This window comes from Nonomuraea sp. NPDC002799, assembly GCF_053592075.1.
In genome coordinates this window covers 215634-239092 of record NZ_JBSFVA010000003.1, presented here as the reverse complement: position 1 = coordinate 239092, position 23459 = coordinate 215634, and the positions used below count along the sequence as shown (strand labels likewise).

19 protein-coding genes are annotated in these 23459 nt (G+C 71.6%); 10 read left to right on the top strand and 9 right to left on the bottom strand.

What is annotated here, in order from left to right:
- Positions 1-23 precede the first annotated feature (23 nt).
- The 6 genes from ftsZ (at position 24) to ACWD0F_RS07800 (ending at position 6624) form a co-directional block, all read left to right on the top strand.
- Positions 24-1466 carry a cell division protein FtsZ gene (gene ftsZ, locus ACWD0F_RS07825; RefSeq protein WP_449873153.1) on the top strand — a complete coding sequence of 481 codons (1443 nt, stop codon included), beginning with the start codon at positions 24-26 and terminating at the stop codon, positions 1464-1466.
- A 250-nt stretch (positions 1467-1716) separates the two neighbouring features.
- Positions 1717-2409, top strand: a complete 693-nt coding sequence (locus tag ACWD0F_RS07820; protein ID WP_449873152.1) for a YggS family pyridoxal phosphate-dependent enzyme — start codon at positions 1717-1719, stop codon at positions 2407-2409.
- A gap of 141 nt (positions 2410-2550) precedes the next feature.
- Entirely contained in the window at positions 2551-3051 is a 501-nt protein-coding gene (locus ACWD0F_RS07815) for a cell division protein SepF (RefSeq protein ID WP_449873151.1), read from the top strand.
- A gap of 80 nt (positions 3052-3131) precedes the next feature.
- Positions 3132-3419, top strand: a complete 288-nt coding sequence (locus tag ACWD0F_RS07810) for a YggT family protein (RefSeq protein ID WP_449873150.1) — start codon at positions 3132-3134, stop codon at positions 3417-3419.
- Positions 3420-3526: 107 nt separating this feature from the next.
- On the top strand, positions 3527-4414 hold the full coding sequence (locus ACWD0F_RS07805; RefSeq protein WP_449873149.1) for a DivIVA domain-containing protein: 888 nt from the start codon (positions 3527-3529) through the stop codon (positions 4412-4414).
- A 41-nt stretch (positions 4415-4455) separates the two neighbouring features.
- A complete protein-coding gene (locus ACWD0F_RS07800) occupies positions 4456-6624 on the top strand; it encodes a hypothetical protein (protein WP_449873148.1) in 2169 nt (722 codons plus the stop codon).
- 426 nt (positions 6625-7050) lie between these two features.
- On the opposite strand, the gene ileS is transcribed toward ACWD0F_RS07800, so the two are convergent.
- On the bottom strand, positions 7051-10215 hold the full coding sequence (gene ileS / locus ACWD0F_RS07795) for an isoleucine--tRNA ligase (protein WP_449873147.1): 3165 nt from the start codon (positions 10213-10215) through the stop codon (positions 7051-7053).
- Positions 10216-10673: 458 nt separating this feature from the next.
- Here ileS and ACWD0F_RS07790 point away from each other — a divergent pair, with 458 nt between their 5' ends.
- From ACWD0F_RS07790 to ACWD0F_RS07780, 3 genes are read left to right on the top strand one after another with little or no spacing between them, the layout of a single operon-like run.
- Positions 10674-11063, top strand: coding sequence for a TraR/DksA family transcriptional regulator (locus tag ACWD0F_RS07790; RefSeq protein ID WP_449873146.1), 390 nt, complete (start codon positions 10674-10676; stop codon positions 11061-11063).
- A complete protein-coding gene (gene lspA / locus ACWD0F_RS07785) occupies positions 11027-11608 on the top strand; it encodes a signal peptidase II (protein ID WP_449873145.1) in 582 nt (193 codons plus the stop codon). The genes ACWD0F_RS07790 and lspA overlap by 37 nt, the downstream gene beginning before the upstream one ends.
- Entirely contained in the window at positions 11601-12530 is a 930-nt protein-coding gene (locus ACWD0F_RS07780) for an RluA family pseudouridine synthase (protein WP_449873144.1), read from the top strand. Before lspA ends, ACWD0F_RS07780 begins: the two co-directional genes overlap by 8 nt.
- 29 nt (positions 12531-12559) lie before the next feature.
- Here the strand turns inward: ACWD0F_RS07780 and ACWD0F_RS07775 are convergent, their stop codons facing one another.
- From ACWD0F_RS07775 to ACWD0F_RS07750, 6 genes are read right to left on the bottom strand one after another with little or no spacing between them, the layout of a single operon-like run.
- Positions 12560-13819: a serine/threonine-protein kinase gene (locus ACWD0F_RS07775; RefSeq protein WP_449873143.1), complete on the bottom strand. Its 1260-nt coding sequence runs from the start codon at positions 13817-13819 to the stop codon at positions 12560-12562.
- Between the two features lie 9 nt (positions 13820-13828).
- The gene (locus ACWD0F_RS07770) at positions 13829-14140 is read right to left on the bottom strand and encodes an AzlD domain-containing protein (protein ID WP_449873142.1); all 312 of its coding nucleotides are present in this window, start codon (positions 14138-14140) and stop codon (positions 13829-13831) included.
- Positions 14137-14799, bottom strand: coding sequence for an AzlC family ABC transporter permease (locus ACWD0F_RS07765; RefSeq protein WP_449873141.1), 663 nt, complete (start codon positions 14797-14799; stop codon positions 14137-14139). The genes ACWD0F_RS07770 and ACWD0F_RS07765 overlap by 4 nt, the downstream gene beginning before the upstream one ends.
- A 10-nt stretch (positions 14800-14809) precedes the next feature.
- Positions 14810-15652, bottom strand: a complete 843-nt coding sequence (locus ACWD0F_RS07760) for an AraC family ligand binding domain-containing protein (RefSeq protein ID WP_449873140.1) — start codon at positions 15650-15652, stop codon at positions 14810-14812.
- Complete coding sequence (locus ACWD0F_RS07755; RefSeq protein ID WP_449873139.1) at positions 15649-17265, bottom strand: serine/threonine-protein kinase; 1617 nt, start codon at positions 17263-17265, stop codon at positions 15649-15651. The genes ACWD0F_RS07760 and ACWD0F_RS07755 overlap by 4 nt, the downstream gene beginning before the upstream one ends.
- 10 nt (positions 17266-17275) lie before the next feature.
- Positions 17276-19138: a protein kinase domain-containing protein gene (locus ACWD0F_RS07750; RefSeq protein WP_449873138.1), complete on the bottom strand. Its 1863-nt coding sequence runs from the start codon at positions 19136-19138 to the stop codon at positions 17276-17278.
- A gap of 291 nt (positions 19139-19429) precedes the next feature.
- Here ACWD0F_RS07750 and ACWD0F_RS07745 point away from each other — a divergent pair, with 291 nt between their 5' ends.
- Positions 19430-20659, top strand: a complete 1230-nt coding sequence (locus ACWD0F_RS07745) for a chorismate mutase (RefSeq protein ID WP_449873137.1) — start codon at positions 19430-19432, stop codon at positions 20657-20659.
- Positions 20660-20665: 6 nt separating this feature from the next.
- Here ACWD0F_RS07745 and ACWD0F_RS07740 read toward each other — a convergent pair whose 3' ends face one another.
- Together ACWD0F_RS07740 and ACWD0F_RS07735 are read right to left on the bottom strand one after the other, a co-directional pair.
- On the bottom strand, positions 20666-21841 hold the full coding sequence (locus tag ACWD0F_RS07740) for an SGNH/GDSL hydrolase family protein (RefSeq protein ID WP_449873136.1): 1176 nt from the start codon (positions 21839-21841) through the stop codon (positions 20666-20668).
- 147 nt (positions 21842-21988) lie between these two features.
- Positions 21989-23359: an amino acid permease gene (locus ACWD0F_RS07735; RefSeq protein WP_449873135.1), complete on the bottom strand. Its 1371-nt coding sequence runs from the start codon at positions 23357-23359 to the stop codon at positions 21989-21991.
- Between the last annotated feature and the right edge of the window lie 100 nt (positions 23360-23459).

Sequence of the window (23459 nt, the reverse complement as noted above, 5' to 3'; positions counted from 1 at the left end):
AACGAGCGGAAAGGCCCCTCGTCGTGGCAGCACCGCAGAACTACCTCGCGGTCATCAAGGTTGTCGGCATCGGCGGCGGCGGCGTGAACGCCGTCAACCGGATGATCGAAGAGGGACTCAAGGGCGTCGAGTTCATCGCGATAAACACCGACGCCCAGGCGCTGCTGATGAGTGACGCCGATGTGAAACTCGACGTCGGCCGTGAGCTCACGCGCGGACTGGGCGCGGGCGCCAACCCCGACGTCGGTCGCAAGGCGGCCGAGGACCATCGCGAGGAGATCGAGGAGGTCCTCAAGGGGGCCGACATGGTCTTCGTGACGGCCGGCGAGGGCGGCGGCACCGGCACCGGCGGCGCGCCCGTCGTGGCCAACATCGCCAGATCGCTCGGCGCGCTCACGATCGGTGTCGTGACCAGGCCGTTCAGCTTCGAGGGACGGCGCAGGGCCTCGCAGGCCGAAGCCGGCATCGAGACGCTGCGCGACGAGGTCGACACCCTCATCGTGATCCCCAACGACCGGCTGCTGTCGATCTCCGACCGGCAGGTCAGCGTCCTCGACGCCTTCAAGGCCGCCGACCAGGTGCTGCTCTCCGGTGTGCAGGGCATCACCGACCTGATCACCACACCCGGTCTGATCAACCTCGACTTCGCCGACGTCAAGTCGGTCATGTCGGGCGCCGGCTCGGCCCTCATGGGCATCGGCCACGCGCGCGGCGACGACCGCTCGGTGGCGGCGGCCGAGATGGCGGTCTCCAGCCCGCTGCTGGAGGCGAGCATCGACGGCGCCCACGGCGTGCTGCTGTCGATCGCGGGCGGCTCCGACCTCGGCCTGTTCGAGATCAACGAGGCGGCGCAGCTCGTGTCCACGGCGGCCGCGCCCGACGCCAACATCATCTTCGGCACGGTCATCGACGACGCGCTCGGCGACGAGGTGCGGGTGACGGTGATCGCGGCCGGGTTCGACGACGTCCCGCCGCCGGTGGAGAAGCCGCTGCCCCGTCCCGCGAGCCGTCCGGCCGCGCCGTCCGTGTCGTCTCCTGTGCGGCCGAGCGTCTCGTCCCCCAGCGTGAAGTCCGAGCCGCCCCTGGCGCGCCCTGAGCCGCGTCCTGAGCCTCGTGCGGACTTCCGGTCGGAGCCCCGCTCCGACTTCCGTCCTGAGCCGCGTCCCGAGCCTCGCTCGGACTTCCGCCCGGAGCCGCGTCCCGAGCCGCGCCAGGACTTCAGGTCCGAGCCCGAGCCGCGCACGGAACCGGTCCGGCCGGTGGAGCCGGCGCCGGCCGCCGATCCGCTCATCGGCGAATCCGTCGCCGACGAGCCGTCCGGCCCCGTCTCGATTCCCCGGCCCGCTCCCGAGCCCGCCAACCCGCCCACGCCCATCACCTCCCGCATGTCGGAGCCCGCCAAACGTCCTCGCGTGATCTTCGAGGAGCAGGAAGAGGAACTCGACGTTCCCGACTTCCTCAAGTAACCGGCCGCCTGACGCCGCTCCCCGCAGGGATACGGGAGCGGCGCCGTCGTTTACGAGGTGCTCGAACGGCGGCGTCGGACTTGCGGCGTCGGGCCCGACGGGCTTGATGCGATGGGCTCGATGCGCCGCGCTCGGTTCGCCGGGCGAGATTCGGCCGGCCAGGACAGGAAAGAGGTGACCTGCTGTGCAGAAGACGTTCGCGACCCGCACGGGCGGGCGCGAGGATGCCGGGAGCGAGGGGGGAGGGCACGTGAGAAGGGACGAGATCGCGGCCGGGCTCGCCGAGGTCGACGAGCGCATCGCCGCGGCCTGCCACGCGGTCGGGCGCGACCGCGGTGAGGTCACCCTGATCGCCGTCACCAAGACCCGGCCCGCCGAGGACGTTCGCGTGCTGGCCGAGCTGGGGGTGCGCGACGTCGGCGAGAACCGCGACCAGGAGGCCGCACCCAAGGCGAGCGAGCTCGCCGACCTGACGCTGACCTGGCACTTCGTCGGGCAGCTCCAGACCAACAAGGTGCGCTCCGTCGTCGGCTACGCCGACGTGATCCACTCCGTCGACCGCGTCAGGCTGGTCGAGACGATCAGCAAGGAGGCCCTGCGGCAGGGCCGCAGGGTCGGCTGCCTGCTGCAGGTCGCGCTGGACGACGATCCGGAGAGGGGCGGGGCGCGGGCCGCCGACCTGCTCGAACTCGCCGACGAGGTGGCGCTCGCCGACGGCCTCTGGCTGGGCGGCGTGATGGCGGTGGCCCCGCTCGGCGAGGACCCGGCCAAGGCGTTCGCCAGGCTGCGGGAGCTGGCGACGCGCGTGCAGGAGCAGCATCCACGGGCCACGATGATCTCCGCCGGCATGAGCGAGGACCTCGCGCAGGCCATCGCCTACGGCGCGACACACGTGCGCGTCGGTACGGCGTTGCTCGGTCGTCGCAAGCCCTTCGTCAGGTAATGTCCCCCCAAGTGGGTCTTCAGGCCCGCGACCGTGGAGAGGTCGATCAGCGGTGAGCTCCAAGGGGGTACGGCTGCCGCCTCTCGGGACCCGGCGACAGGCCCGAGCGAGTGCGACCATGAGCAGGAGGACGACTTAGCGATGGCCGGCGCGATGCGCAAGATGGCGGTCTACCTCGGTCTCGTGGAGGACGACCGCTACGAGAGGTATGACGCCTACCCGGACGACTACGCCTACGACGACGAGGCGCAGCGGACCGGCGAGGATCGGCCCGTGGCGGTTCAGGACCGCGAGGAGGACCCCGAAGCCGGGATGGCCGCGCCCAGGCCCGCCACGACGATCCTGGAGCGCCGCACGACCGATCTGGCGCGCATCACGACCCTCCACCCCCGCACGTACAACGAGGCGCGTACCATCGGAGAGCATTTCCGGGACGGCACCCCGGTCATCATGAACCTGACCGAGATGGTTGACAGTGACGCGAAACGGCTGGTCGATTTCGCGGCAGGTCTCGTCTTTGGCCTACATGGCAGCATTGAACGTGTTACCAACAAGGTGTTCCTGTTGTCCCCTGCCAATGTCGAGGTGACCGCCGAGGACAAGGCCCGAATCGCGGAACGCGGGTTCTTCAACCAGAGTTAGAGTCTCTGTATGTCTATCGAACCCAACCGGGTCTCACCGAGACCAGGGCGGGCACATCAGAATGGAGGCGCGGCCAAGCCGTGGGGATCGTAGGTCAGATCTTGGTCGTTGTCCTGTCTCTCTATCTGGTGTTGCTCATCGGCAGGATGATCTTTGAGACGGTGCAGGCTTTCGCCCGCCAGTGGCGGCCTCAGGGGGTCGTTCTGGTGCTGGCCGAGGCCACGTACACCGCGACAGACCCACCACTCAAGTTCCTCCGCCGTTTCATTCCCCCGCTCCGGTTGGGTACGGTGGCCTTTGACCTAAGCTTCACTGTCCTGTTCATCGTGGTTCTGATCTTGATCCAGATCGCTGGATCGTTGCGATGAACGGGCCGGTGTCGTCCCGGTCGTGATCCAACTCGTGTCCGCGCTGAAGTGACTTCGGGTTACCGTCCCTCCGGACAGACTCCAAAGCGCGCCAAGGAGACCAAAAAATGCCGCTGACGCCCGCTGATGTGCGGAACAAGCAATTCAGTACCACCCGGCTGCGCCCGGGCTACGACGAGGAAGAGGTCGACGCCTTCCTCGACGAGGTGGAGGCTGAGCTCGACCGCCTGATCCAAGAGAACGAGGAGCTCCGCGCCAAGCTGGCCGAGTGCCTGCGCGGGAAGGTGCCGGGCGGCATGAGCATGCCCATGGCCTCCGCCCCGGTCCAGGAGCAGCCCAAGCCCGAGATGATGGGGCCGCCCCAGCAGCAGGAGCCCATGCGCGCTCCCGAGCCGCCCCCGGTGCAGCAGCCGATGCCCGTGGCCATGAGCATGCCTCCCGCCGAGGACAACATGGACACCGCGGCCCGCGTGCTCGCGCTCGCCCAGCAGACCGCCGACCAGGCGATCTCCGACGCCCGCCGCGAGGCGGACGAGACGGTGACCCGTGCCCGGCGCGAGGCCGACGAGGTTCTCACCAAGGCCCGCCGCCAGGCCGAGCAGGTCATCGGCGACGCCCGTGCCCGCGCCGAGACGCTGGAGCGCGACGCCCAGGAGCGCCACCGTCAGGCGATGGGCTCGCTGGTGCAGACCCGCGACGAGCTCGAGCGCAAGGTCGAGGAGCTGCGCAGCTTCGAGCGCGAATACCGCAGCCGCCTCAAGCTCTACCTGGAGAACCAGCTCGCCGAGCTGAACGTCTCCGCCGAGGGCAGCGGCGGGTTCCCGGTGATGTCCGGTCCGCAGGGTCAGCAGCAGCAACAGCAGGCTCCCGCCATGTCGCACGCCGTGCCGCAGGGTGGCCAGCAGCCTCTGCCCGGTGGTCCCAACCCGTTCGGTGGTGAGGCTCCCCAGGGTGTCTTCCCCGGCGGTGACGGTCCGCACAACGACCGCCGGTAAAGTAGCGGGTCACTAGGACCTGACACTCGAAAGAGCCCCCTGTGATCCTTATCAGTGCTGGTTTGGTGCTCGCGGCAGTGGTTCTGCTGATCGCGGGCTTCGTGCTGGCGAAGCCGTTCCTGATCATGTGGTCCATCGTGGTCAGCGTGCTGTCCGCGCTGTTCCTGGTGATCGGGGCATTCCTGCGGCGTAATGAGCTGTTTCCCGGTGGTGGGCAGGCCGCTGTGCCGGCCACCCCGCCGAAAGGGCTCGTGCCGCCTGGCCTGCCGTACAACCAGGCCGGTCCGCCGGCTCACCAGCCGCCCCCTCAGGCACATCCACATCCGCAGACGCCACAGCGGACGGCGCCCATTCCCGCCCCCGCCATGCGCCGCCCCGCGGCGAGTGGCATCTCGCCGGATGCGATCGTGCTGGTGATCCCGGGACGCAAGCGTTATCACGCGCCCGGCTGCCGGCAACTGAGCGGCCGGGATCACGAGGAGCTCACCTACGAGGAGGCACGCGAGGAGGGCTTCACGCCCTGCACGACGTGCCTGCCGGACGCTGCGCTCGGCGGACGGCAACTGCCGCCTGCCGCCGACCCCGAGCCCGTCGTCGCACCCGGTTCCGCGCCCGTCGCGGAGAGCCGGGCGGAGAACTCCGCGGAGACCCGCGACCTACGTCCGCCGGTCGCCCCGCCGAAGCCCGACACGAAGGCTTCCACCCCCAGCCCGGAGCCTGCCGCCCACGAGGACGGCGCCCCCGGGTGGTTCGGCCGCCCCTCCGGCGCGGCCCCGTCGTCCGCCGCCGCCGAGTCCTCGGCCGATGAGCAGGCGGACGCGCAGACTTCCTACTTCCGGCCACCGCTCGCCGGCCGTTCCGGTGCCCAGTCACCTGGGGCTCCGTCTTCCGGCGCGCAACCGTCCGGCGCATCATCGTCCGGCGCTCCCTCGTCGGGCGCTTCATCGTCCGGTGTTCCGGGCAAGCCTGGGGCCGGTAGGCCCGCCCCGGGTGAGTCGTCTCCTGGCAAGCCCTCTTCCGGCAGTACGCCTGCGGGTAAGACCGAGGCGCCGGGGGCGGCGGGCACGCCGTCGCGGGCCGCGAGCATGCCCGAGCAGCCCGGCCCCGAGTCCACCCAGCCCACCGTCAAGCCAGGCTCGAAGCCCGGCCAGTCGGGTGGTGCGCCCGTGCGGCCCGGTCCCAAGGTCGGGCAGTCCGCCGGCGGACCAGGTCAGACGACCGGCCAGTCCGGTGGAACGTCTGGGCCGTCCGGTCCCAAGTCCGGGCAGTCCGGCTCCAAGTCTGGCCAGTCCGCTGGTGCGCCCAGGGATGACGGCGCCGCAGGGCCTGAGACGGCGCCACAGCCACGCGTGCCTTCCTCCGCGACGCCGGGCCGTCCCGGTGCGTCGGGTGGGGCTTCCAGAGGGCCGCAGCGGCCTTCTGGCGCCGATGAGGAGCCCGCCTCGGAAGGCGGGACCGTGATCCTGCCCGAGCGGCCCGCGTCTTCGGCCGAGTCCGAGGCGAAGCCCCGGGGGCCGCTGCCCACAGGCCGGCCCGCCGGCTCGCCGTCCCGGCCTTCCGGTACGAAGCCGGATGCGGCGGCGGGCAAGACGGGATCCGACCTCCCGGCCACCGCCTCCGACCAGGTCAGGAACGGAGCATCCGGCACCGGCCCCAAGGGGGAGGCGCCCAAGACGGGTGCCCAGCAATCCGGTCCGTCCAAGACCGGTGCTCCGCAGAGCGATGCGCCAAGAACCGGTGCTTCGCAGGCCGGTGCGACCAAGGCCGGTGCTCCGCAGGTTGGTGGGCCCCAGACCGGTGCGTCGAAGACGGGTGCTCCGCAGGTTGATGGGCCTAAGTCCGGTGCTTCGCAGGGCGCTGGTCCCAAGACCGGTGCTTCGCAGGCCGGCGCTCCGAAGATCGATGCTTCGGAGCGTGGTGCTGGTTCGACCGAGCGCGAGAAGTCTGATGGCGGGGGGAGTGGCGCCTCAGGGTCGTCCACGGCCGCTGAGAAGTCCGGTAGCGCCAACGGAGGCGGTGCGGGGGGCAAGGGCGAGCGTCCGGTGACGGTGAAGGTCATCGTCGGCACGCGCCGCTACCACAGCACCGCGTGCCCGCTGATCAGAGGGGCGGGCGAGAGCGGCGTGGAGACCATGACGCTCGCCGCGGCCGAAGCGGCTGGACTGACGAGCTGCTCTGTCTGCCAGAACGACCGCGAGACGGTCGGCTGAGGCAAGGCAGGCCAGAACGCGCCGTCTCGGTGCCTCGGTGGTGTGTGAGAGGCACAGCCTGAAGTCGGTGGAGGTTCGCAAGTGCGGAGTTGGCGGCCGCCGTCTCAGAGACGCCGGCAGTTGAGACGGTAGATGCCGGTTTTAGGACGCCGGCCTTCGGGATGGTGATCCCGTCTCAGGGACGCGGCACATCGAGCTAGGAGACCGGGGACGGGTCGGGGGCGGTCGCCGCAGTCCGGCGCTGAGCGCGCGCGGTGCGGTGGCCGCCCCCGGTCGTATGGTTCGTCAGGCCCCGTATGGCTTGGTGGGGACCGGTGTATGGCTCGTTATGCCCGCCGTGTGGCTCGTGAGCCCGTGTGGCTCGTTAGGGCCCGTATGGCTTGGCCGGGCCCGGCGAATGGCTCGCCGGGCCCGGGGGATGGCCTGTCAGGCGCGGCGGAGGCGGAAGATCAGGCCGAGGTCCTCGTCCGTGTGCGACGGCAGGTCCGGCGCTGCGCTCCCCGTGTCCACCGCGGCTGTGTCCTCCGTGAAGGTGGTCGCCAGGACCTCATCCGCCACCACCTGGCCGTCGGAGCGCAGGGCCGCGGCCAGGTCGGGGGAGGAGGCGGTCCACCACAGGTCGATCCGGTCCGTGATCGACAGGCCGGTCGACTTGCGGGCGTCCTGGACCAGGCGGATGACCTCACGCAGCAGGCCCGCGCGGCGCAGGTCGTCCGTGAGCTCCAGGTCCAGGGCCACCGTCTCGCCGGTGCCGGTGCCGATGGCGCCCGTCTCCACGGCCCAGCCGGAGCGGGGCTGCTCGTTGACGATCACGTCGTCGGGGCCGAGCATGATCTCGCCCAGCTCGTCCGCCTCGACCATGACCGTGGCGCCCGAGCGGAGGGCGCGGGCCACGCGGGTGGGGTCGGCGGCGGCCACCGCGGCGGCCACGAGCTTGGTCTGGGAGCCGAAGCGCTTGCCCAGGGACCGGAAATTGGGCTTGACGGAATAAGACACGAGATCGGCGCTAAATCCGGACATGTCGTCCAGGGTTTGGACGTTCAGCTCGTCCGCCACCAGCCCGCGCAGCTCCTCGGGCAGGGACGGCCAGCCGTGCGCCCCGACCAGGGCGCGGCGCAGCGGCTGCCGGGTCTTGACGCCCGACGAGGCCCGCGCCGAACGGCCCAGCTCGACCAGCCGGCGCACCAGGGCCATCTGGTCCGACAGCGCCGGGTCCAGCAGGTCCTCGCGTACCTCGGGCCACGTGGTCAGGTGCACGGAGGAGGGCGCGTCCGCCGAGCGCAGCACGTCCCACAGGGTGTCGGTGATGAACGGCGTGAAGGGCGCCATCAGCCGCAGCACCGTCTCCAGGCACTCGTACAGCGTCGCGAAGGCGTCCGGCGAGCCCTGCCAGAAGCGGCGGCGCGAGCGGCGGACGTACCAGTTGGACAGGTCGTCGAGGAAGTCGGCGAGCCGGCGGCCGGCGCGCTGGGTGTCGTAGACGTCCAGGGACGAGGTGACCTCGGCCACCGTCCTGTGCAGCTCGGCCAGCACCCAGCGGTCCAGCAGCGGGCGCTGCGCCGCCGGCGTGGCCTGCGCCAGCATGGACGGGGACCACGACTCGGCGTTGGCGTAGAGGGTGAAGAACGACGAGGTGTTCCAGAGCGTCAGCAGGACCTTGCGGACGATCTCCTCAAGGGTGTTGTGCCCCACCCGGCGAGCCGACCAGGGCGAGCCCGAGCAGGCCATGAACCAGCGCAGCGCGTCGGCGCCGTGCTCGTCCATCAGCGGGATCGGCTCCAGCATGTTGCCCAGGTGCTTGCTCATCTTGCGGCCGTCCTCGGCCAGGATGAGGCCGAGGCAGAGCACGTTCTCGTAGGAGCTCTGGCCGAAGACCAGCGTGCCGACGGCCATCAGCGAGTAGAACCAGCCACGGGTCTGGTCGGTCGCCTCGCAGATGAACTGCGCGGGGTAGAGGCCGTCCGGCTTGCCGCGCTCGCCCCACTGGGCGAACGGCATGGAGCCGGAGTCGTACCAGGCGTCGATGACGTCGGGCACGCGGCGCGCCGCCGCGCCGCACGTCGGGCAGTCGAAGGTGACGTCGTCCACGTACGGGCGGTGCGGGTCGAGGGCGGAGACGTTCTGGCCGGCCAGCTCGCCGAGCTCCTCCAGTGAGCCGACGCACGTCACGTGGGACTCGTCCGCCGAGCACACCCACAGCGGCAGCGGCGTGCCCCAGTAACGCGAGCGCGACAACGACCAGTCGACGTTGTTGCGCAGCCACTCGCCGAACCGGCCCCACCTGATCGTGTCGGGGTACCAGTTGGTCGTGGAGTTCTCGGCCAGCATCTGGTCCTTGACCGAGGTGGTGCGGATGTACCAGGAGGGGAGCGCGTAGTAGAGCAGCGGGGTGTGGCAGCGCCAGCAGTGGGGGTAGCTGTGCTCGAGGTGGCCGCCGCGGAACAGCAGGCCGCGGGCGCGCAGGTCCTCGGTCAGCTCCTCGTCGGCGTCCTTGAAGAACCGGCCGCCGACCATGGGGACGTCGTCGAGGAAGCGGCCGTCGGGGCCGATCGGGTTGACGACCGGCATGTCGTAGCGCCGGATCACGGCCAGGTCGTCGGCGCCGAAGGCCGGGGCCTGGTGGACGAGGCCGGTGCCGTCCTCGACGGTGACGTAGTCGCCGAGCACGACGTAGTGCGCGTCCGGGATGTCGACCAGCTCGAACGGGCGCGAGTAGGCGGTGCGCTCCAGGTCGCGGCCGGTGTAGCGGGCGACCTCGGTCACGTCGTCGCCGAGCACCGAGAGCAGGGGCTCGGCCACGACCAGGACCTCGCCGCCGGCGGTGCGGGCCGCGACGTAGGTCACGTCGGGGTGCACCGCCACCGCCGTGTTGGACACGAGGGTCCACGGCGTCGTCGTCCAGATCAGCAGCGAGGCGCCCAGCTCGGCCAGCGGCCCGGAGGTCACGGGCATGCGCACGTAGACCGAGGGGCTGGAGACGGTCTCGTAGCCGCCCGGCTGGCCCAGCTCGTGGTCGGACAGGCCGGTGCCGCAGCGCGGGCAGTAGGGCGTGATGCGGAAGTCGCGGAACAGCAGGCCCTTGTCGAAGACGACCTTCAGCGACCACCACACGGACTCGATGTAGGCCGGGTCCATGGTGCGGTAGGCCTGGGACAGGTCGATCCAGTAGCCCATCCGCTCGGTCATCTGCTCGAACGCGTCCACGTGCCGCAACACCGACTCGCGGCACTTGGCGTTGAACTCGGCGATGCCGTAGGTCTCGATGTCCTTCTTGCCGGACAGGCCCAGCTCGCGTTCGACGCCGACCTCGACGGGCAGGCCGTGGCAGTCCCAGCCGGCCTTGCGCGGAACGCTGAATCCGCGCATCGACTTGTAGCGCGGGAACAGGTCCTTGAACACGCGGGCCTCGACGTGGTGGACGCCGGGCAGGCCGTTGGCGGTGGGCGGGCCCTCGTAGAAGACCCAGGCCGGGTTGCCGGCGTTCTGCTCCACCGAACGCTCGAAGATCTTCCCGTCCCGCCAGCGGTCGAGGACCTCGTACTCGAGCGCGGGCAGGTTCACCTGCGCGGGAAGAGGGCGGAAAGCAGACATCTCTGGCGGGACCTCCACGCTCGATCGGCTGGCGTGAAGGGACGAAGCCCTGCGGCTCCGCGGTACCACCCTTCTTGGCTCCGCGCGGTGGCGGGGCCCTCTTCATTCGCGCTGCGGCCGGGTCTAATGAGCTCGCGAGAGCCGTTCTTCCGGCGGCTCCGGGGTGATATCCGTCACAGACGGGCCCCATCGACACCTTGCAGACTCAAACCATAACGCAGAGTGGGAGCGAAGGCTTCCTGGTTTCCCCGGTGGTGTCCCACCGTCGAGGCGGCTCTCGGTACGCAAGGCGTAAACGCCGCAAAGTTGTGGGAATGGACGCTGCTGGGGAGGAGTTGAATGCGCGGGGCTGGATAGTACGGGAGAGGTAAACCGTCCGGCGGGTCGTTTGCCGTTCCGTTATGTGGATCCTAAGCTGCCCGCACCCTTTACGGCCTTGATCAGCAATGGAGGCAGCCATGGCGGCAGTCACGCAGACCGCTACACCGTCGATGTGGTCGGAAGAGGAGCTGTCCGAGGTACGCGGCAGTCTCCAGACCGAGATCGACGAGCTCAACGCGGACATCCTCCGCCACGAGTCGGAGATAGCCTCGGGAGACGTCACCCAGGGAGCCGGCGACGACCAGGCGGACGCCGGCGCCAAGACGTACGAGCGCGAACGCGAGATCGCCCTTACCCTGAATGCGCGCGATCTGGTCGCGCAGAACGAACGTGCGATCGCCAGGATCGACGCAGGGACCTATGGAGTGTGCGAATCGTGCCACAAGCCGATCGGCAAGGAGCGCCTTCAGGCGTTCCCGAGGGCGACGCTGTGCGTGGCCTGCAAGCAGAGGGAGGAACGCCGGTAGGCAGACCCCGGGGCCGCCTCTTCGCCGTCCTCGTCGCGCTGGCGGCGTTCATCTACGCGGCCGACCTCATCACCAAGACGGTGGTGCTGCGCACCCTGGAGGGTGAGCCGCCGCTGGTCGTCATCCAGGACGTGCTGCAGTTCCGGGTGATCTTCAACTCCGGCGCCGCGTTCAGCATCGGCACCGGGATGACGTTCATCTTCACCTTCATCGCGGCGGGCGTGGTCGTGGCCATCGTCCGCACCGCCCGCAAGCTGGGGAGCAGGGCCTGGGCGATCACGCTCGGCCTGCTCCTCGGCGGGGCGCTGGGCAACCTCACCGACCGGCTGCTGCGCTACCCCTCGGGGTTCGGCCGCTCCGCCCAGTTCCAGGGGCACGTGGTCGACTTCATCGAGGTGCTCCCCGGTCACTTCCCCGTCATCGACTACTTCCCGGTCTTCAACATCGCCGACTCCGCGATCGTCTGCGGCGGCATCCTGGCGGTGCTCCTGGCCTGGCGGAACGTGCAGATCGACGGGTCCAAGGAGGTGTCCAAGAGTGACTGATCAGCGCAGCCTGCCCGTGCCCGACGGGCTGGAGGGCGAGCGGCTCGACGCCGCGCTCTCGCGGTTGTTCGGATTCTCCCGCACGCGCGCGGCCGAGCTGATCGGCGCGGGCGAGGTGCTGGTGGACGGCAGGCAGCCGGCCAAGTCGGACCGGGTGCACGCGGGCGCGTGGCTCGACGTGACGATGCCGCCCCCGGTCACCACCCCGATGCCGGTGGCCGAGCCGGTGGCGGGCATGACCATCGTGTACGAGGACGACGACATCGTCGTGGTCAACAAGCCCATCGGCGTGGCCGCCCACCCGACCGTCGGCTGGACGGGCCCCACCGTGATCGGCGGCCTGCTCGGCGCCGGGCACACCATCGCCACCAGCGGCGCCGCCGAGCGCCAGGGCATCGTGCACCGGCTCGACGCCAACACCACCGGCGCGATGGTCGTGGCCAAGAGCGAGCAGGCCTACTCCCGGCTCAAGCGGGCCTTCAAGGAGCGCACCGTCGACAAGCGTTACCACGCGCTGGTCCAGGGGCATCCCGATCCGTTCAGGGGCACCGTGGACGCGCCCATCGACCGGCATCCGTCGGGCGACGGCAGGTTCGCGGTGGTCGCCGGCGGCAAGCCGTCGGTCACCCACTACGACACGATCGAGGCGTTCAGGGCGGCGTCGCTGCTGGACATCAAGCTGGAGACCGGGCGTACGCACCAGATCAGGGTGCACATGTCGGCGCTGCGCCACCCCTGCGTCGGCGACCTGTTCTACGGCGCCGATCCCACGCTCTCGGCCCGGCTGGGCCTGTCCCGGCAGTGGCTGCACGCGGTCGCGCTCGGCTTCGAGCACCCGGCGACGGGCGAATGGATCTCCTTCAGCACCGACTACCCGCCGGACCTGCAGAAGGCGCTCGACGTCGTCGCCGCCGAATCCTGATCACCGAAATCCTGATCACCGTGTCCTGATCACTGCTCCTCCTCGTCCGACGGCTCGACCTGGCTGGGCGACTCCGGGGTGGAGGTCTGCTCGTCCGACCCTTCCTCCGGTTTCGCCTTCTTCGACTTGGTGGGGGTCGAGGTCGGGGTCGGGGTCGGCTTCCCGGACGGGCTCCGCTCGCCCGACGACGGTGTCCTCGGCTGCTCCCTGGTGGGCGGCGGGCTGCTCTGCGGCGCGGCCGGCCCGGAGCTCTTGTCCGGAGCGGAGTCGCCGCGGCCGGGGCTCGTCGCCACGACGGCGGGAGCGGAGGACGGGGTGGACGGCAGGCCGCTCGGCCGGTTGGACCACCAGGCGGCGCCGCCCGTGACGATGCCGACGAGCAGCGTGCCGGCGGCGATGGCGGCCAGCGGCAGCGCGCGCCGCCGCCTCGGCGCCTCCTGGAAGGGGACGGGTCTCGTCCGGTCGGGGACGCCGCCCCCCAGGATCGCGGCCAGCCGCCCCTCGGTCTCCTCCAAAGTCATGCGCTGCTCCGGGTCCTTGCGCAGCAGGCCGTGCAGCACGGGGGCGAGCACGCCGGCCCTGGCCATCGGCTCCGGCTCCGCGTGCATCACCGCCCCCAGCGTGGCCAGGGCGTTGTCCCGGTGGAAGGGCGAGTGGCCCTCCACGGCCAGGTAGAGCGTCACGCCCAGCGACCACAGGTCGGAGGCGGGCCTGGCCCGCCCGCCGGCGGCGCGCTCGGGGGGCATGAAGGAGGGGGTGCCGATCAGGATGCCCGTACTGGTGACGGGCGCCTCGTCCTCCGTGGTGGCGATGCCGAAGTCCGTCAGCACCACCCGGCCGTCGTGTGCCAGCAGCACGTTGTCCGGCTTGACGTCCCGGTGCAGCACGCCCACCGCGTGGGCCGCGCGCAGCGCCTCAAGCAGCCGCAGGCCGACGTTCGCGGCCGCGGCGGGGGTCATGGGGCCGTCGTCGCGGATCAGGTCGCCGAGGGTGCGGGAGGGCACGAGCTGCATGACGATCCAGGGGTGGCCGCCCTCCTCCAGCACGTCGTACACGGCGGCGACGCCCGGGTGCGCCACCCGGCCCGCCGTCCTGGCCTCGCGTAAGGTCCGGGCGGCGAACACCTCGCGTTCGGGACCCGACAGATCGGGGGGCGGCAGCACCTCCTTGACGGCCACGTCACGTCCGAGCACCTCGTCATGCGCGTGCCACACCGTGCCCATGCCGCCCCGGCCGATCGTTTTGAGCAGCCGATATCGCCCACCGACCATCACCGTTGAATCGGACATGCACGGCGACTACCCGATAAGCATCCGGACAAGCGCGGTGACGACGGCGGCCGTGGCCAGGACGACGAGGAAGGGCGCCCGCAGCAGCAGGGCGACGACGGCCGCGCCGAGGCCCGCCGTCCGGGCCGGGTCGAAGCTCAGCCCGCCCCGCTCGGTGAACATCTGCACCGCGATCAGCGCCCCGAGCAGCGCCACCGGCACCAGCTCGGCGAACCTGCGCACCGCCGGATGGTCCAGCACCCGCCGCGGCGCGGCCAGCCCGGCCAGCTTGAGCGCGTAGCAGCCCGCGCAGACCGCGGCGATCGCCCACCACAACGTCATCGCACCATCACCACCAGGACCGCCACGGCCGACAGCAGCACGGGCACGCCGGGCGGCAGGAACGGGGTGGCGCACAACGCGATCGCCGCCGCGACGGCCGCGAGCTTGCGCGACTCGGCGCCGGCGGTCAGGCGGGGCCAGAGGATGGCGAGGAAGGTGGCCGGGCCCACCACGTCCAGGCCCAGCACACCGGGGTCGCCCAGGGACGACGTGCCGAAGGCGCCTGCCAGCGTGGTCAGGTTCCAGGTGAGGTAGAGGCTGGCGAACGTGGCCGTGAAGGCGGTGCGCGCGGCCGGGGCGTCCGGCTGGGCGAGCGTGACGGCCGTGGTCTCGTCGATCACGCCTTGGGCGGCCGCCAGGCGGCGCGCGCCGCGTACCTGGAGCAGGTCGGCCAGGCGCAGGCCGTAAAGGGTGTTACGGCCGCCGAGCAGCAGCGCGCCCGCCGTGGCGGCCAGCAGGTCGCCGCCCGCGCCCACCGCGCCGGTCAGCGCGAACTGCGAGGCGCCGGTGAACGCCAGCAGGCTCAGCACGCACGCCTGCGGCACGCTGAGCCCCGCGGTGATCGCCGCGGCGCCGAAGGCGAGCCCGGACAGCCCCACCGCCAGGCCCACGCCGAGGCCGTCCCGCACGGCGGCGGAACGACGTGTTGTCTCTTTCATGGGCTTAAGGCTATGAGCTGGGCAAATCACCAGTCTTGTACGTTCCTGCGGCACGCTGGTAGGCGGCGGGCGGGACGCCCACGACCCGCTTGAAATGCCGGCTGAGATGGGCCTGGTCGGTGAAGCCCACCTCGGCGGCCACCTGGGCCGGGCGCAGGCCGGACCGGAGGAGACGGCGCGCCTGGCGTACCCGCAGCGAGGTCAGGTAGGCGTGCGGCGGCAGCCCGGTCGCGGCCTTGAACGCCCGCAGCAGCGCGAACGGCCGCGCGCCCACGGCGTCGGCGAGATCGTCCAGCGTGGGCGGGTCGACGAGGCGCTCGCGCAGCAGATCGAGTGCCTCGCGCACGGCCCGCCCGCCACTCGCGGGCACGACCGCGGCCGGCCGGGGCGCCGCGTGGCGGGTGATCAGCCGGGCGAACAACATGCGGCTCAGCGTCGAGGCGGCCAGCGCGTCGCCGCTCTCGGCCGCCCGGTGCGCCCGGCCGAGCAGCGCCGCCACCTCGTCGTCGCGCACCACCTGCTCGGAAAAGTGCGGCGTCGTCAGGGGCGCGCCCAGCTCGGCGGCGATCCCGGCCAGCGCGTCGATCGACGGATAGAGCATGCGGTACGCCCAGCCGCCCGCCGTGCCCGCCTGGCCGGTGTGCGCGGCGTCGGGATTGACCAGGACCACCTCGCCCGCGGCCGCCCGGCGCAGGACGCCGCGATAGTGGAACTCCTCCACGCCCGAGACGATGAGGCCGATCGCGTAGCCGTCGTGGACGTGCCGGGAGAAGCGGTGGGTGACATAGCGGGCCTTGAGCAGGTCGGTCTCCGGCACCGCCGGGTGCCGCCAGAAACGTGCCTGCTCCCTCACAACGGCCTGAACGTCTTCAGGAACGTCTGGAGGTAGTGCTTGTCCTGGTCCCAGCGGGAGTCGAGAGTCTCCCAGTAGATCGCGTACGGGCGGCCGTCGCGGGTGTGGAAGCCGCGGTTGACCACGTGGATCAGCTTGCCGTCGCGCAGCCTGGTGAACTCCCAGTCGGCGGCGTCCATACCGAGGTAGCCGGTGGCGGTGATGCGCAGCCGGGTGTAGCGGCGGAACTCGCCCTTGGCCCTGATCTCCTTCTCCAGGCCGGCCCAGTGGCGCACCGGGTCGTCCCACGGGATGTCGGGAACCGTCCACTCCACGATCAGCGCGGCCGGGACGCCGGGGCGGGTGACGGAGATGCTGTCCCGGCCGGGTGTCCTCTTGGCCTGCCAGGCCGCGGGCAAGGCCATCGAGAAACGGCCGTCCTGATGCCGGTAGGACCGCCAGCCCGCGGGGATCGGCGCCGGGGTGGCGCTCTTCGTGGCGGCCGGGGTGGGCTCGTCCGTGGCGGCCGGGGTCGGCTCGTCCGTGGCGGGCGCGGTGGTCGCGGTGGTCGCGCTCGTCCGGCCGCCGGACGTGGGCGTCCTCGGCCCGGGCTGTCCCGCCCAGCGGTCCGACAGCAGCACGCCGCCCGTGCCCAGCACCGCCAGCACGGCCACGACGGCGGGCACCCCGATCCACAACGCTCTGTTCCGCCGGGCCGGGCCGGCCGGGCGGGGCGGGAGCGTGGCGTGCCGCTGCCGCCCGCCCGCCGTCGGATGGTGCGGGAGCGGCGCCGAGGAGGGCCGGTCCTGAACGCCGGTGGCCGGGGAACGCGTGCTCGCGGCTTCGTACAGGAGTCTCGCGGCCTGGTCGGCGGGCATCCGGGCGGCGAGGTCGCGGTGCAGCAGCCCCATGATGACCGGCTCCAGGGCGCCGGCCCGGCGCGGCGGCGCGGGCGCGTCGCGCAGCACCGCCGCCACCGTCGCCGCCCACGAGTCGCGCCTGAACGGCGGCTCGCCCTCGACGGCCGCGTACAGCGTGGCCCCGAGCGACCACAGGTCCGACTCCGGCCGGGCAGGCTCGCCGTTGAGGCGCTCGGGCGGCATGTACGCGGGCGTGCCCACCAGCCCGCCGGTCGCCGTCAGCCCCGCCTCGGCCTCCAGGGAGGCGATGCCGAAGTCGGTGAGCACCACCCTGCCGTCGTCGGCGAGCAGCACGTTCTCGGGCTTGACGTCACGGTGGAGCACCCCGGTGGCGTGCGCGGCGCGCAGGGCGTCCAGCACCCGGCCGCCGATCACCGCGACCTGGCCCACCGGCAGCGGCCCGCGCTCGCGGACCACCTCGGCCAGCGAACTGGAGCGGACGAGCTGCATCACGATCCACGGGCGGCCGTCCTCCTCGACGACGTCGTGGATCACCACCACCGAAGGATGGTCGAGGCGGCCCGCCGCCCTGGCCTCCCTGATCGTCCGGCGGTTGAGCTCGGCCCGCTGGGCGTCGCCGACGCCCGAGTAGCGGACCTCCTTGATCGCCACGGTGCGGTCGAGCAGCTCGTCGTAGGCCCGCCAGACCACACCCATCCCGCCCTCGCCGAGCGGCTCGATGAGGCGATAGCGGTTGCTGACCTGCCTTTCCACGCGGCGAAGCCTACTTGGCCGACACGAACGTCGCGCAGAACCCCTCGAAGAAGTCGTAGTCCTTCTTCCAGTGGCTGTTCAGGGTGTGCCAGTAGATCGCGTAGGCCCGCCCGTTGGCGGTGATGAAGCCCCGGTTGCGCACCCGCGTCTTGCCCGTGTCGGTGTTCCAGGTGAAGTCCCAGTCGGCGGCGGCCTTCTGGAAGTCGGTCTTCTTGATGTCGATCTTCTTGTAGCCGCCGAAGTTGTTCTTGAGGTAGGGCTCCTGCTTCTTCCAGTCCTTGTACGGGTCCTTGCCGGGCTTGGGCGCCTCCTCGATCATGAGATAGGCGTTGGAGGCAGCCCCGGGGCCCTTGAACTTGACCTGCATGCCGCCGCGGTCCCACACGTCCCAGCCCTTGGGCAGCCCGATGGAGAAGCCCATCTTCTTGTCCTTGTACATCTTCCAGCCGGCCGGCAGCGCAGCCTTCTCCTTGGGAGCCGCGCTGGGGCTGGCCGACGCGCTGGGCGTGTCCGAGGGCGTCGCGGACGGGCTCGGCGGCGCCTCCTGGGACGGACTCGTGGTGGGGCCGGTGGAGCCAGGGGTGGCCACGGTGGCCTGCGACGTCCGCGGGTCCGGCGTCGGGTCGTCCTCGGGCACCGAGCTCAGGCCGAGCCAGCCGCCCAGGCCCGCGACGAGCACGACCGCGAGGGCCGCCGCGATCACCGGGCCCGCGCGGCGCGAGTCCGGCCGGCCGGCCTCCATCGTGGACTCGGCGGCCGGCATCGCGCCGCCGGTCGCCGGGGTGAGCCGCGCGCCGGTCTCGGGAAGCCCGAGGGCCGGCGCCGGCGCCACGCTGGGCCGCGCCACGCCGGGCCGCGCCATGTTGGGGTCGGTCGCGAGGTCGTCCTCCGCCGGAGCCTCCCACGGCGCCGGATTCTGGGCCGGTTTCTGCACCGGTTTCTGGGCCGGTTTCGGCGGCGCCTGCCGCAGGTGCGGCAGCTTGCGCGGCTTGGTCGCGGGCGGCACGTCGAGCTGCTGCGCGGCCGGGAACTGCGCCGTCGGCTGCGGCGCGGTCTGCGCGATCGTCCGGCGCAGCAGCCGCTGCGCCTCCTCGAACGACAGGCGTTGCACCGGCTCCTTCACCAGCAGCCCGTTGATCACCTCGGTCAGCGGGCCCGCGTGTTGCGGCGGGTCGGGCTCGTCGGTCAGCACGGCGTGCATGGTCGCCAGGGCCATCCCGCGCTCGTGCGGTGAGCGGCCCTCGACGGCCGTGTACAGCGTGGCGCCCAGCGACCACAGGTCGGACTCGCGCCGCGCGGGCAGGCCCTTGAGCCGCTCGGGCGCGATGAACGCCGGCGTGCCCGCCAGGCCCGTCACCGTGAGCTGCGTCTCGGTCTCCAGCGTGGCGATGCCGAAGTCGGTGAGCACGACCCGGCCGTCGTCGGCCAGCAGCACGTTCTCCGGCTTGACGTCGCGGTGCAGCACACCGGCTTCATGGGCCCGGTGCAGCGCGTCCAGCATGGCCAGGCCGATCTCGGCCACCCGCATGGGCGGCAGCGGCCCGTCCTGCTTGATCACGGCGCCCAGGGAGCGCGACTGCACGAGCTGCATGACGATCCAGGGCCGGCCGTCCTCCTCGATCACGTCGTGCACGACGATCACGTTCGGATGCTCGAACCTCGCCGCCGCTCTCGCCTCGCGCATCGTCCGCCGGTTCAGTAACTGCACTTCCTCGCCCAGGGCGGCGGCGTATCTGACCTCCTTGACCGCGACAGTGCGGTCAAGAAGCTCGTCGTGGGCACGCCAGACAATGCCCATCCCGCCCCTGCCGATGGGCTCCTGCAGCTCGTATCGGCCGGCGATGCGGCGTCCGTCATGCTTGCGATCCGACATCAACGGCCTCAAACCCTCCCTCTAGGCCAAGAAATACTCCCATAGGCAGGGATCATCGGCGACTCGCCGGAAGGACAGTCCGCCATATGAGAAGCGTTGTCCAGCAGGTGGAGACGCGGGTGTAAGGTTCAGACATGACTTGTCGCCACGCGTTTACCGAGCCGGCTCCGGGAGGGCCGGTCGTCAGCTAGCGACCACCTGGAGTCGGCATAGGCAGAGACAACCCCGTCTCTGCCTTTTTGATTTTCTGCCGGTTCCAGGGCGGGGACCGGCTTCGAGTGGGGAGCCGAGATGTCATCGACCTTGGAACGCCGCGCGGTCGCGGTGGGCGACGCGCTCGTGGGCGAAGGGCCTTCCGTGGTGGTCGGGCGGGTCAGCCTGCGGGCGCGGCACGGCCAGGCGGACGCCTACGAGGTGCTGCGGGAACACCGCGCCCAGGAAGGGGCACGCGGGCGGGCCACGCTGGTGGAGCCGTTCTCGGCCGCCGATCTGCCGGCCATCGCCGATCTGGCCGACGCGGTGGTCGTGGGCGCGTCGTGGACGCGCGACATCCCGCTGGTGCGGGCCGCGGCCGGGCTGGGACTGCCGGTGGTGGTGGAGCGGCGGCCCTCGGGGTCTGTCGCGGAGTGGCTGGGACTGGCCGACTACTGCGCCGCCGAGGGTGACGGGCGGGTGATCCTCTGCGAGGGCGGCCGGCTCGATCTGGGCCTCGTACGCGCGGCGCGGGCGGCCTCCGGGCGGCCCGTCCTCGTCGACGTCTCGGCGGACGCCGGGCTGTCGGCGGCGGCGGTGGCGGCCGGAGCCGACGGGGTGGTCATCGACGTCTCGGGGCACGATGGTGCTGACGGCGCTGCTCTGGATGGTGCTGCTCGGGACGGCACGGACGGTTCATCCAGGCACGGCGGTGCGGACGGCGTTCGGGGTGGGGCGGACGGCGCTGTCCGGGGTGGTGCGCGCGGGGCCGGGGGCGGTAAGAGCGGATACGCGGGGGTCGTGGCGCGGGAGTTCGCCGGAGCCGAAGGCGGCGAGCGCGAGGACGACCGGGCCGCGCGCCCGGAGACGGACCCGCGGGCGGCACGCTCAAAGGCGGGATCGGAGACGGACCCCCGGGCGGCGCGCCCGGAGGCGGGATCGGAGACGGATGCGCGGGCGGCGCGCCCGGAGGCGGGACCGGCGACGGATCCGGTGGCGGCGATGCGCGTGGCCGAGGAGGCCGTGACCCTCGTCGGCGCGCTGCTCAGGGACGAGGCGCCCGCCACCCTGCCGGAGTGCAGGGAGGCGATCGACCGGGTGGACGCCGCCCTGGCCACGCTGCTGGAGCGGCGGGCCACGCTGGCGGGCATCGTGCAGCGCATCAAGCCGGTGGGCGGCTTCGCGGGGCGCGACATGGACCGGGAGCGCGCGCTGGTCACCAGGATGGCCACGCGGGCGCCCTCACTGGGAGAGACGCGGCTGACCCCCATCATGAACGCCGTCATCGAGGCCGGCCTCCACTTGGCCGAGGAGCGGGTCACGGAATGAGCGCCGTCAGAGGTTGGTCACCAGGAAGTTGTTCATCGGGCGGCCGGGACCGGCGGCGATCTGCTTGGTGATGAGCTCGGCGAAGCGGCGGTAGCCGTCGCCCGTCGGGTGATAGCTGCGCGCGTTGACCTGAAGCTGTTCCATGTCCACGTTGAGCCCGTTCAGGAAGGGCTGGGTCCGCCCCACCTCGTGCCCCGTGAACGCCTCGTAGGCGTCGATGTACTCCACGCTGCCGGGCGCGTCGAACGCCGCGATGGCGCGGTCGAAGCCGGCCACCACCGAGCCCACCTGGTCGTTGAGCCGGCGCGTCATGCCGTTCAGCCACCGCTGATCCTCGGCGCTGAGGTTGTCGACGCTCTCCGACGGCGTCTCGGGGAACGGCCGGGGATAGCCGAGGACGATGACCCGGGCGTTCGGCGCCCTGGTGCGCAGCTCCCGCAGGACCCTGAGGAGGTCGGGGCCGAGCTGCTCGATGCGGCGGGCGACGGCCACGTCCTGGTCCACGCAGGCCGCCGACCACGGCAGCTTGACGATGCAGCCGGTGAGGACCTTGGTGAAGCCGGCGTCGTTGCCGCCGATGCTGAGGGTCACCAGACCGGTCGACGGGCCGACGCGGGTGATCTGGGGCGGATGGCCGTACTGGCCGGACAGGAGCTGGCGGGTGGTGGCTCCGCTGCAGGCGTAGAAGGCGGTGCCGCCGCCGAACCGGTACGCCTGCGCCACCAGGGGCACGTACGAGCCCGTGGCGCGGTGGCAGCGGTCGGCGCCGTCGTTGACGGGCTGCTTGTCCAGGTCGTAGACGCCTTCGCCGGAGGAGTAGGAGTCGCCGAGCGCCACGTAGGCGCCGCTCTGCGCGACCTGCACCGGCGTCAGGCGGGTCAGGTGCGGTAACCGGCCCTGCGGCGGCTCCTGACCGGTGGGGCAGCCCGCGTCGAGGACGGCGCAGGCCAGCTTCGGGTAGACGCCCAGCGGCAGACAGGCCAGAGCGAGCGCGACACCTACAGCGACCGCCGCCGCCGTCCGGACCGCCGCCCGCCGCGCGACCCTGGACCCCCGCTGCGCGGCCTCGGGCTCCTGCCGCGCGGCCCCGGGCTCCCGCTGCGCGGTCACCTCGGGCGGCGTCCTCTGTCTCGCCTCGTTCAGCGCGGCCTCCCCCGGGCGCGACGGCTTCTTGAGCGACACCGAGCCTACCCAGCCCGTGATCCATCCGAGCGCGGCTCCACAGCCCTGTATCTCAAAGGCGCTGAGGCTCCACGGTCCGAGCGAGCCTCCACGGCTTCCAGGTCGCACCTGCTCCAAGGCTCCACCGGCTTCCAGCCTGCACCAGCTTTAAGGCTCCACGGCTTCAGGGGCGGCGCGGACGGTCGTGCGGCGGCGCTGGACGACCGTCCAGCCGACTGCGATGCCCACGGCCATGGCCGGGATGAGGAAGAAGGCGATGCGCTGGTCGCGGTCGGCGAAGGGCATCAGCAGCACGACCAGCGCCAGGAAGCCGAGGGTGATCCAGTTGGTGTACGGCGAACCCGGCATGGGGAAGTCGGAGCGGTGCCCCGCCCTGCGCAGCCGGATCTGGCAGTAGACGAGCACCCCCCAGGTCGTGATGACGCCGAGCGAGGCGACGGCGGTGGCGATGTTGAAGGCGCGCTCTGGCAGGAAGTAGAACAACGCCACCCCGGCCAGGAACATGATCGCGGTGAACAGGATGCCGCCGATCGGCACGTGCCTGGAGCTCAGGCTGCCGGCGAAGCGGGGCGCCTCTTGTTTCACGGCCATCGAGCGCAGGATGCGGCCTGTGGCGTACAGGCCGGAGTTGCAGGAGGACAGGGCGGCGGTGATCACGACGAGGTTCATCGCGTCGGCGGCCCACGGCAGGCCCAGGCCCGAGAAGACCGTCACGAACGGAGAGGTGCCGGCGTCGTAGGAGGTCCACGGGAGCACCATGGCGAGCAGGAGGACCGAGCCCACGTAGAAGATCGCGATGCGCCACACCACGCCGTTGATCGCGCGGGGCATGACCTCGTGCGGCTTGGCCGTCTCGCCCGCGGCGATGCCGACCAGCTCGATGGAGGCGTACGCGAAGACCACCGACTGCAGGCTCATCAGCACCATCGGGAAGCCCGTGGGGAAGAAGCCGCCGCGCGCGGCGAGGTTGTGCGGGCCCGCTTCGCCGACCGAGAAGACCACCAGCACCAGGCCCACGACCAGGAAGATCGTGATCGCCACCACCTTCAGCATCGCGAACCAGAACTCCAGCTCGCCGAACAGCCGCACCGACAGCAGGTTGACCACCAGCACGAAGCCCAGCGCGATCAGCGCGGTGAAGGCCTTGGGGAACGCGGGGGCCCAGTAGTGGATGTAGGCGGCGATCGCGGTCAGCTCGGCGATGCCGGTGAACGCCCAGTTGATCCAGTACATCCAGCCGCTGGCGAACGCCGCCCACGGCCCGATGAACTCACCCGCGTACTCCACGAACGAACCCGACGTCGGGCGGTAGAGCACGAGCTCGCCGAGCGCCCGCATGACGAAGAACGCGGCCAGTCCGGCGGCGGCGTAGGAGAGCACCAGCGCGGGACCCGTGGCGGCCAGCCGCCCGCCGGCGCCGAGGAACAGGCCCACGCCGATCGCTCCGCCGATGGCGATCATCTGAACCTGCCGGTTGCCCAGCGCGTGACTGTAACCCTCGTCCGACTGCGTGCGCACCGCGTGTCTCCCCGACTACTCGTAGTGAGATCGAGAATATCGGCGCCACCGGTGGTCGCGAGCCCGGCGCGCCGGTCCGGCGGGCCCCGCGCCCTGGTCC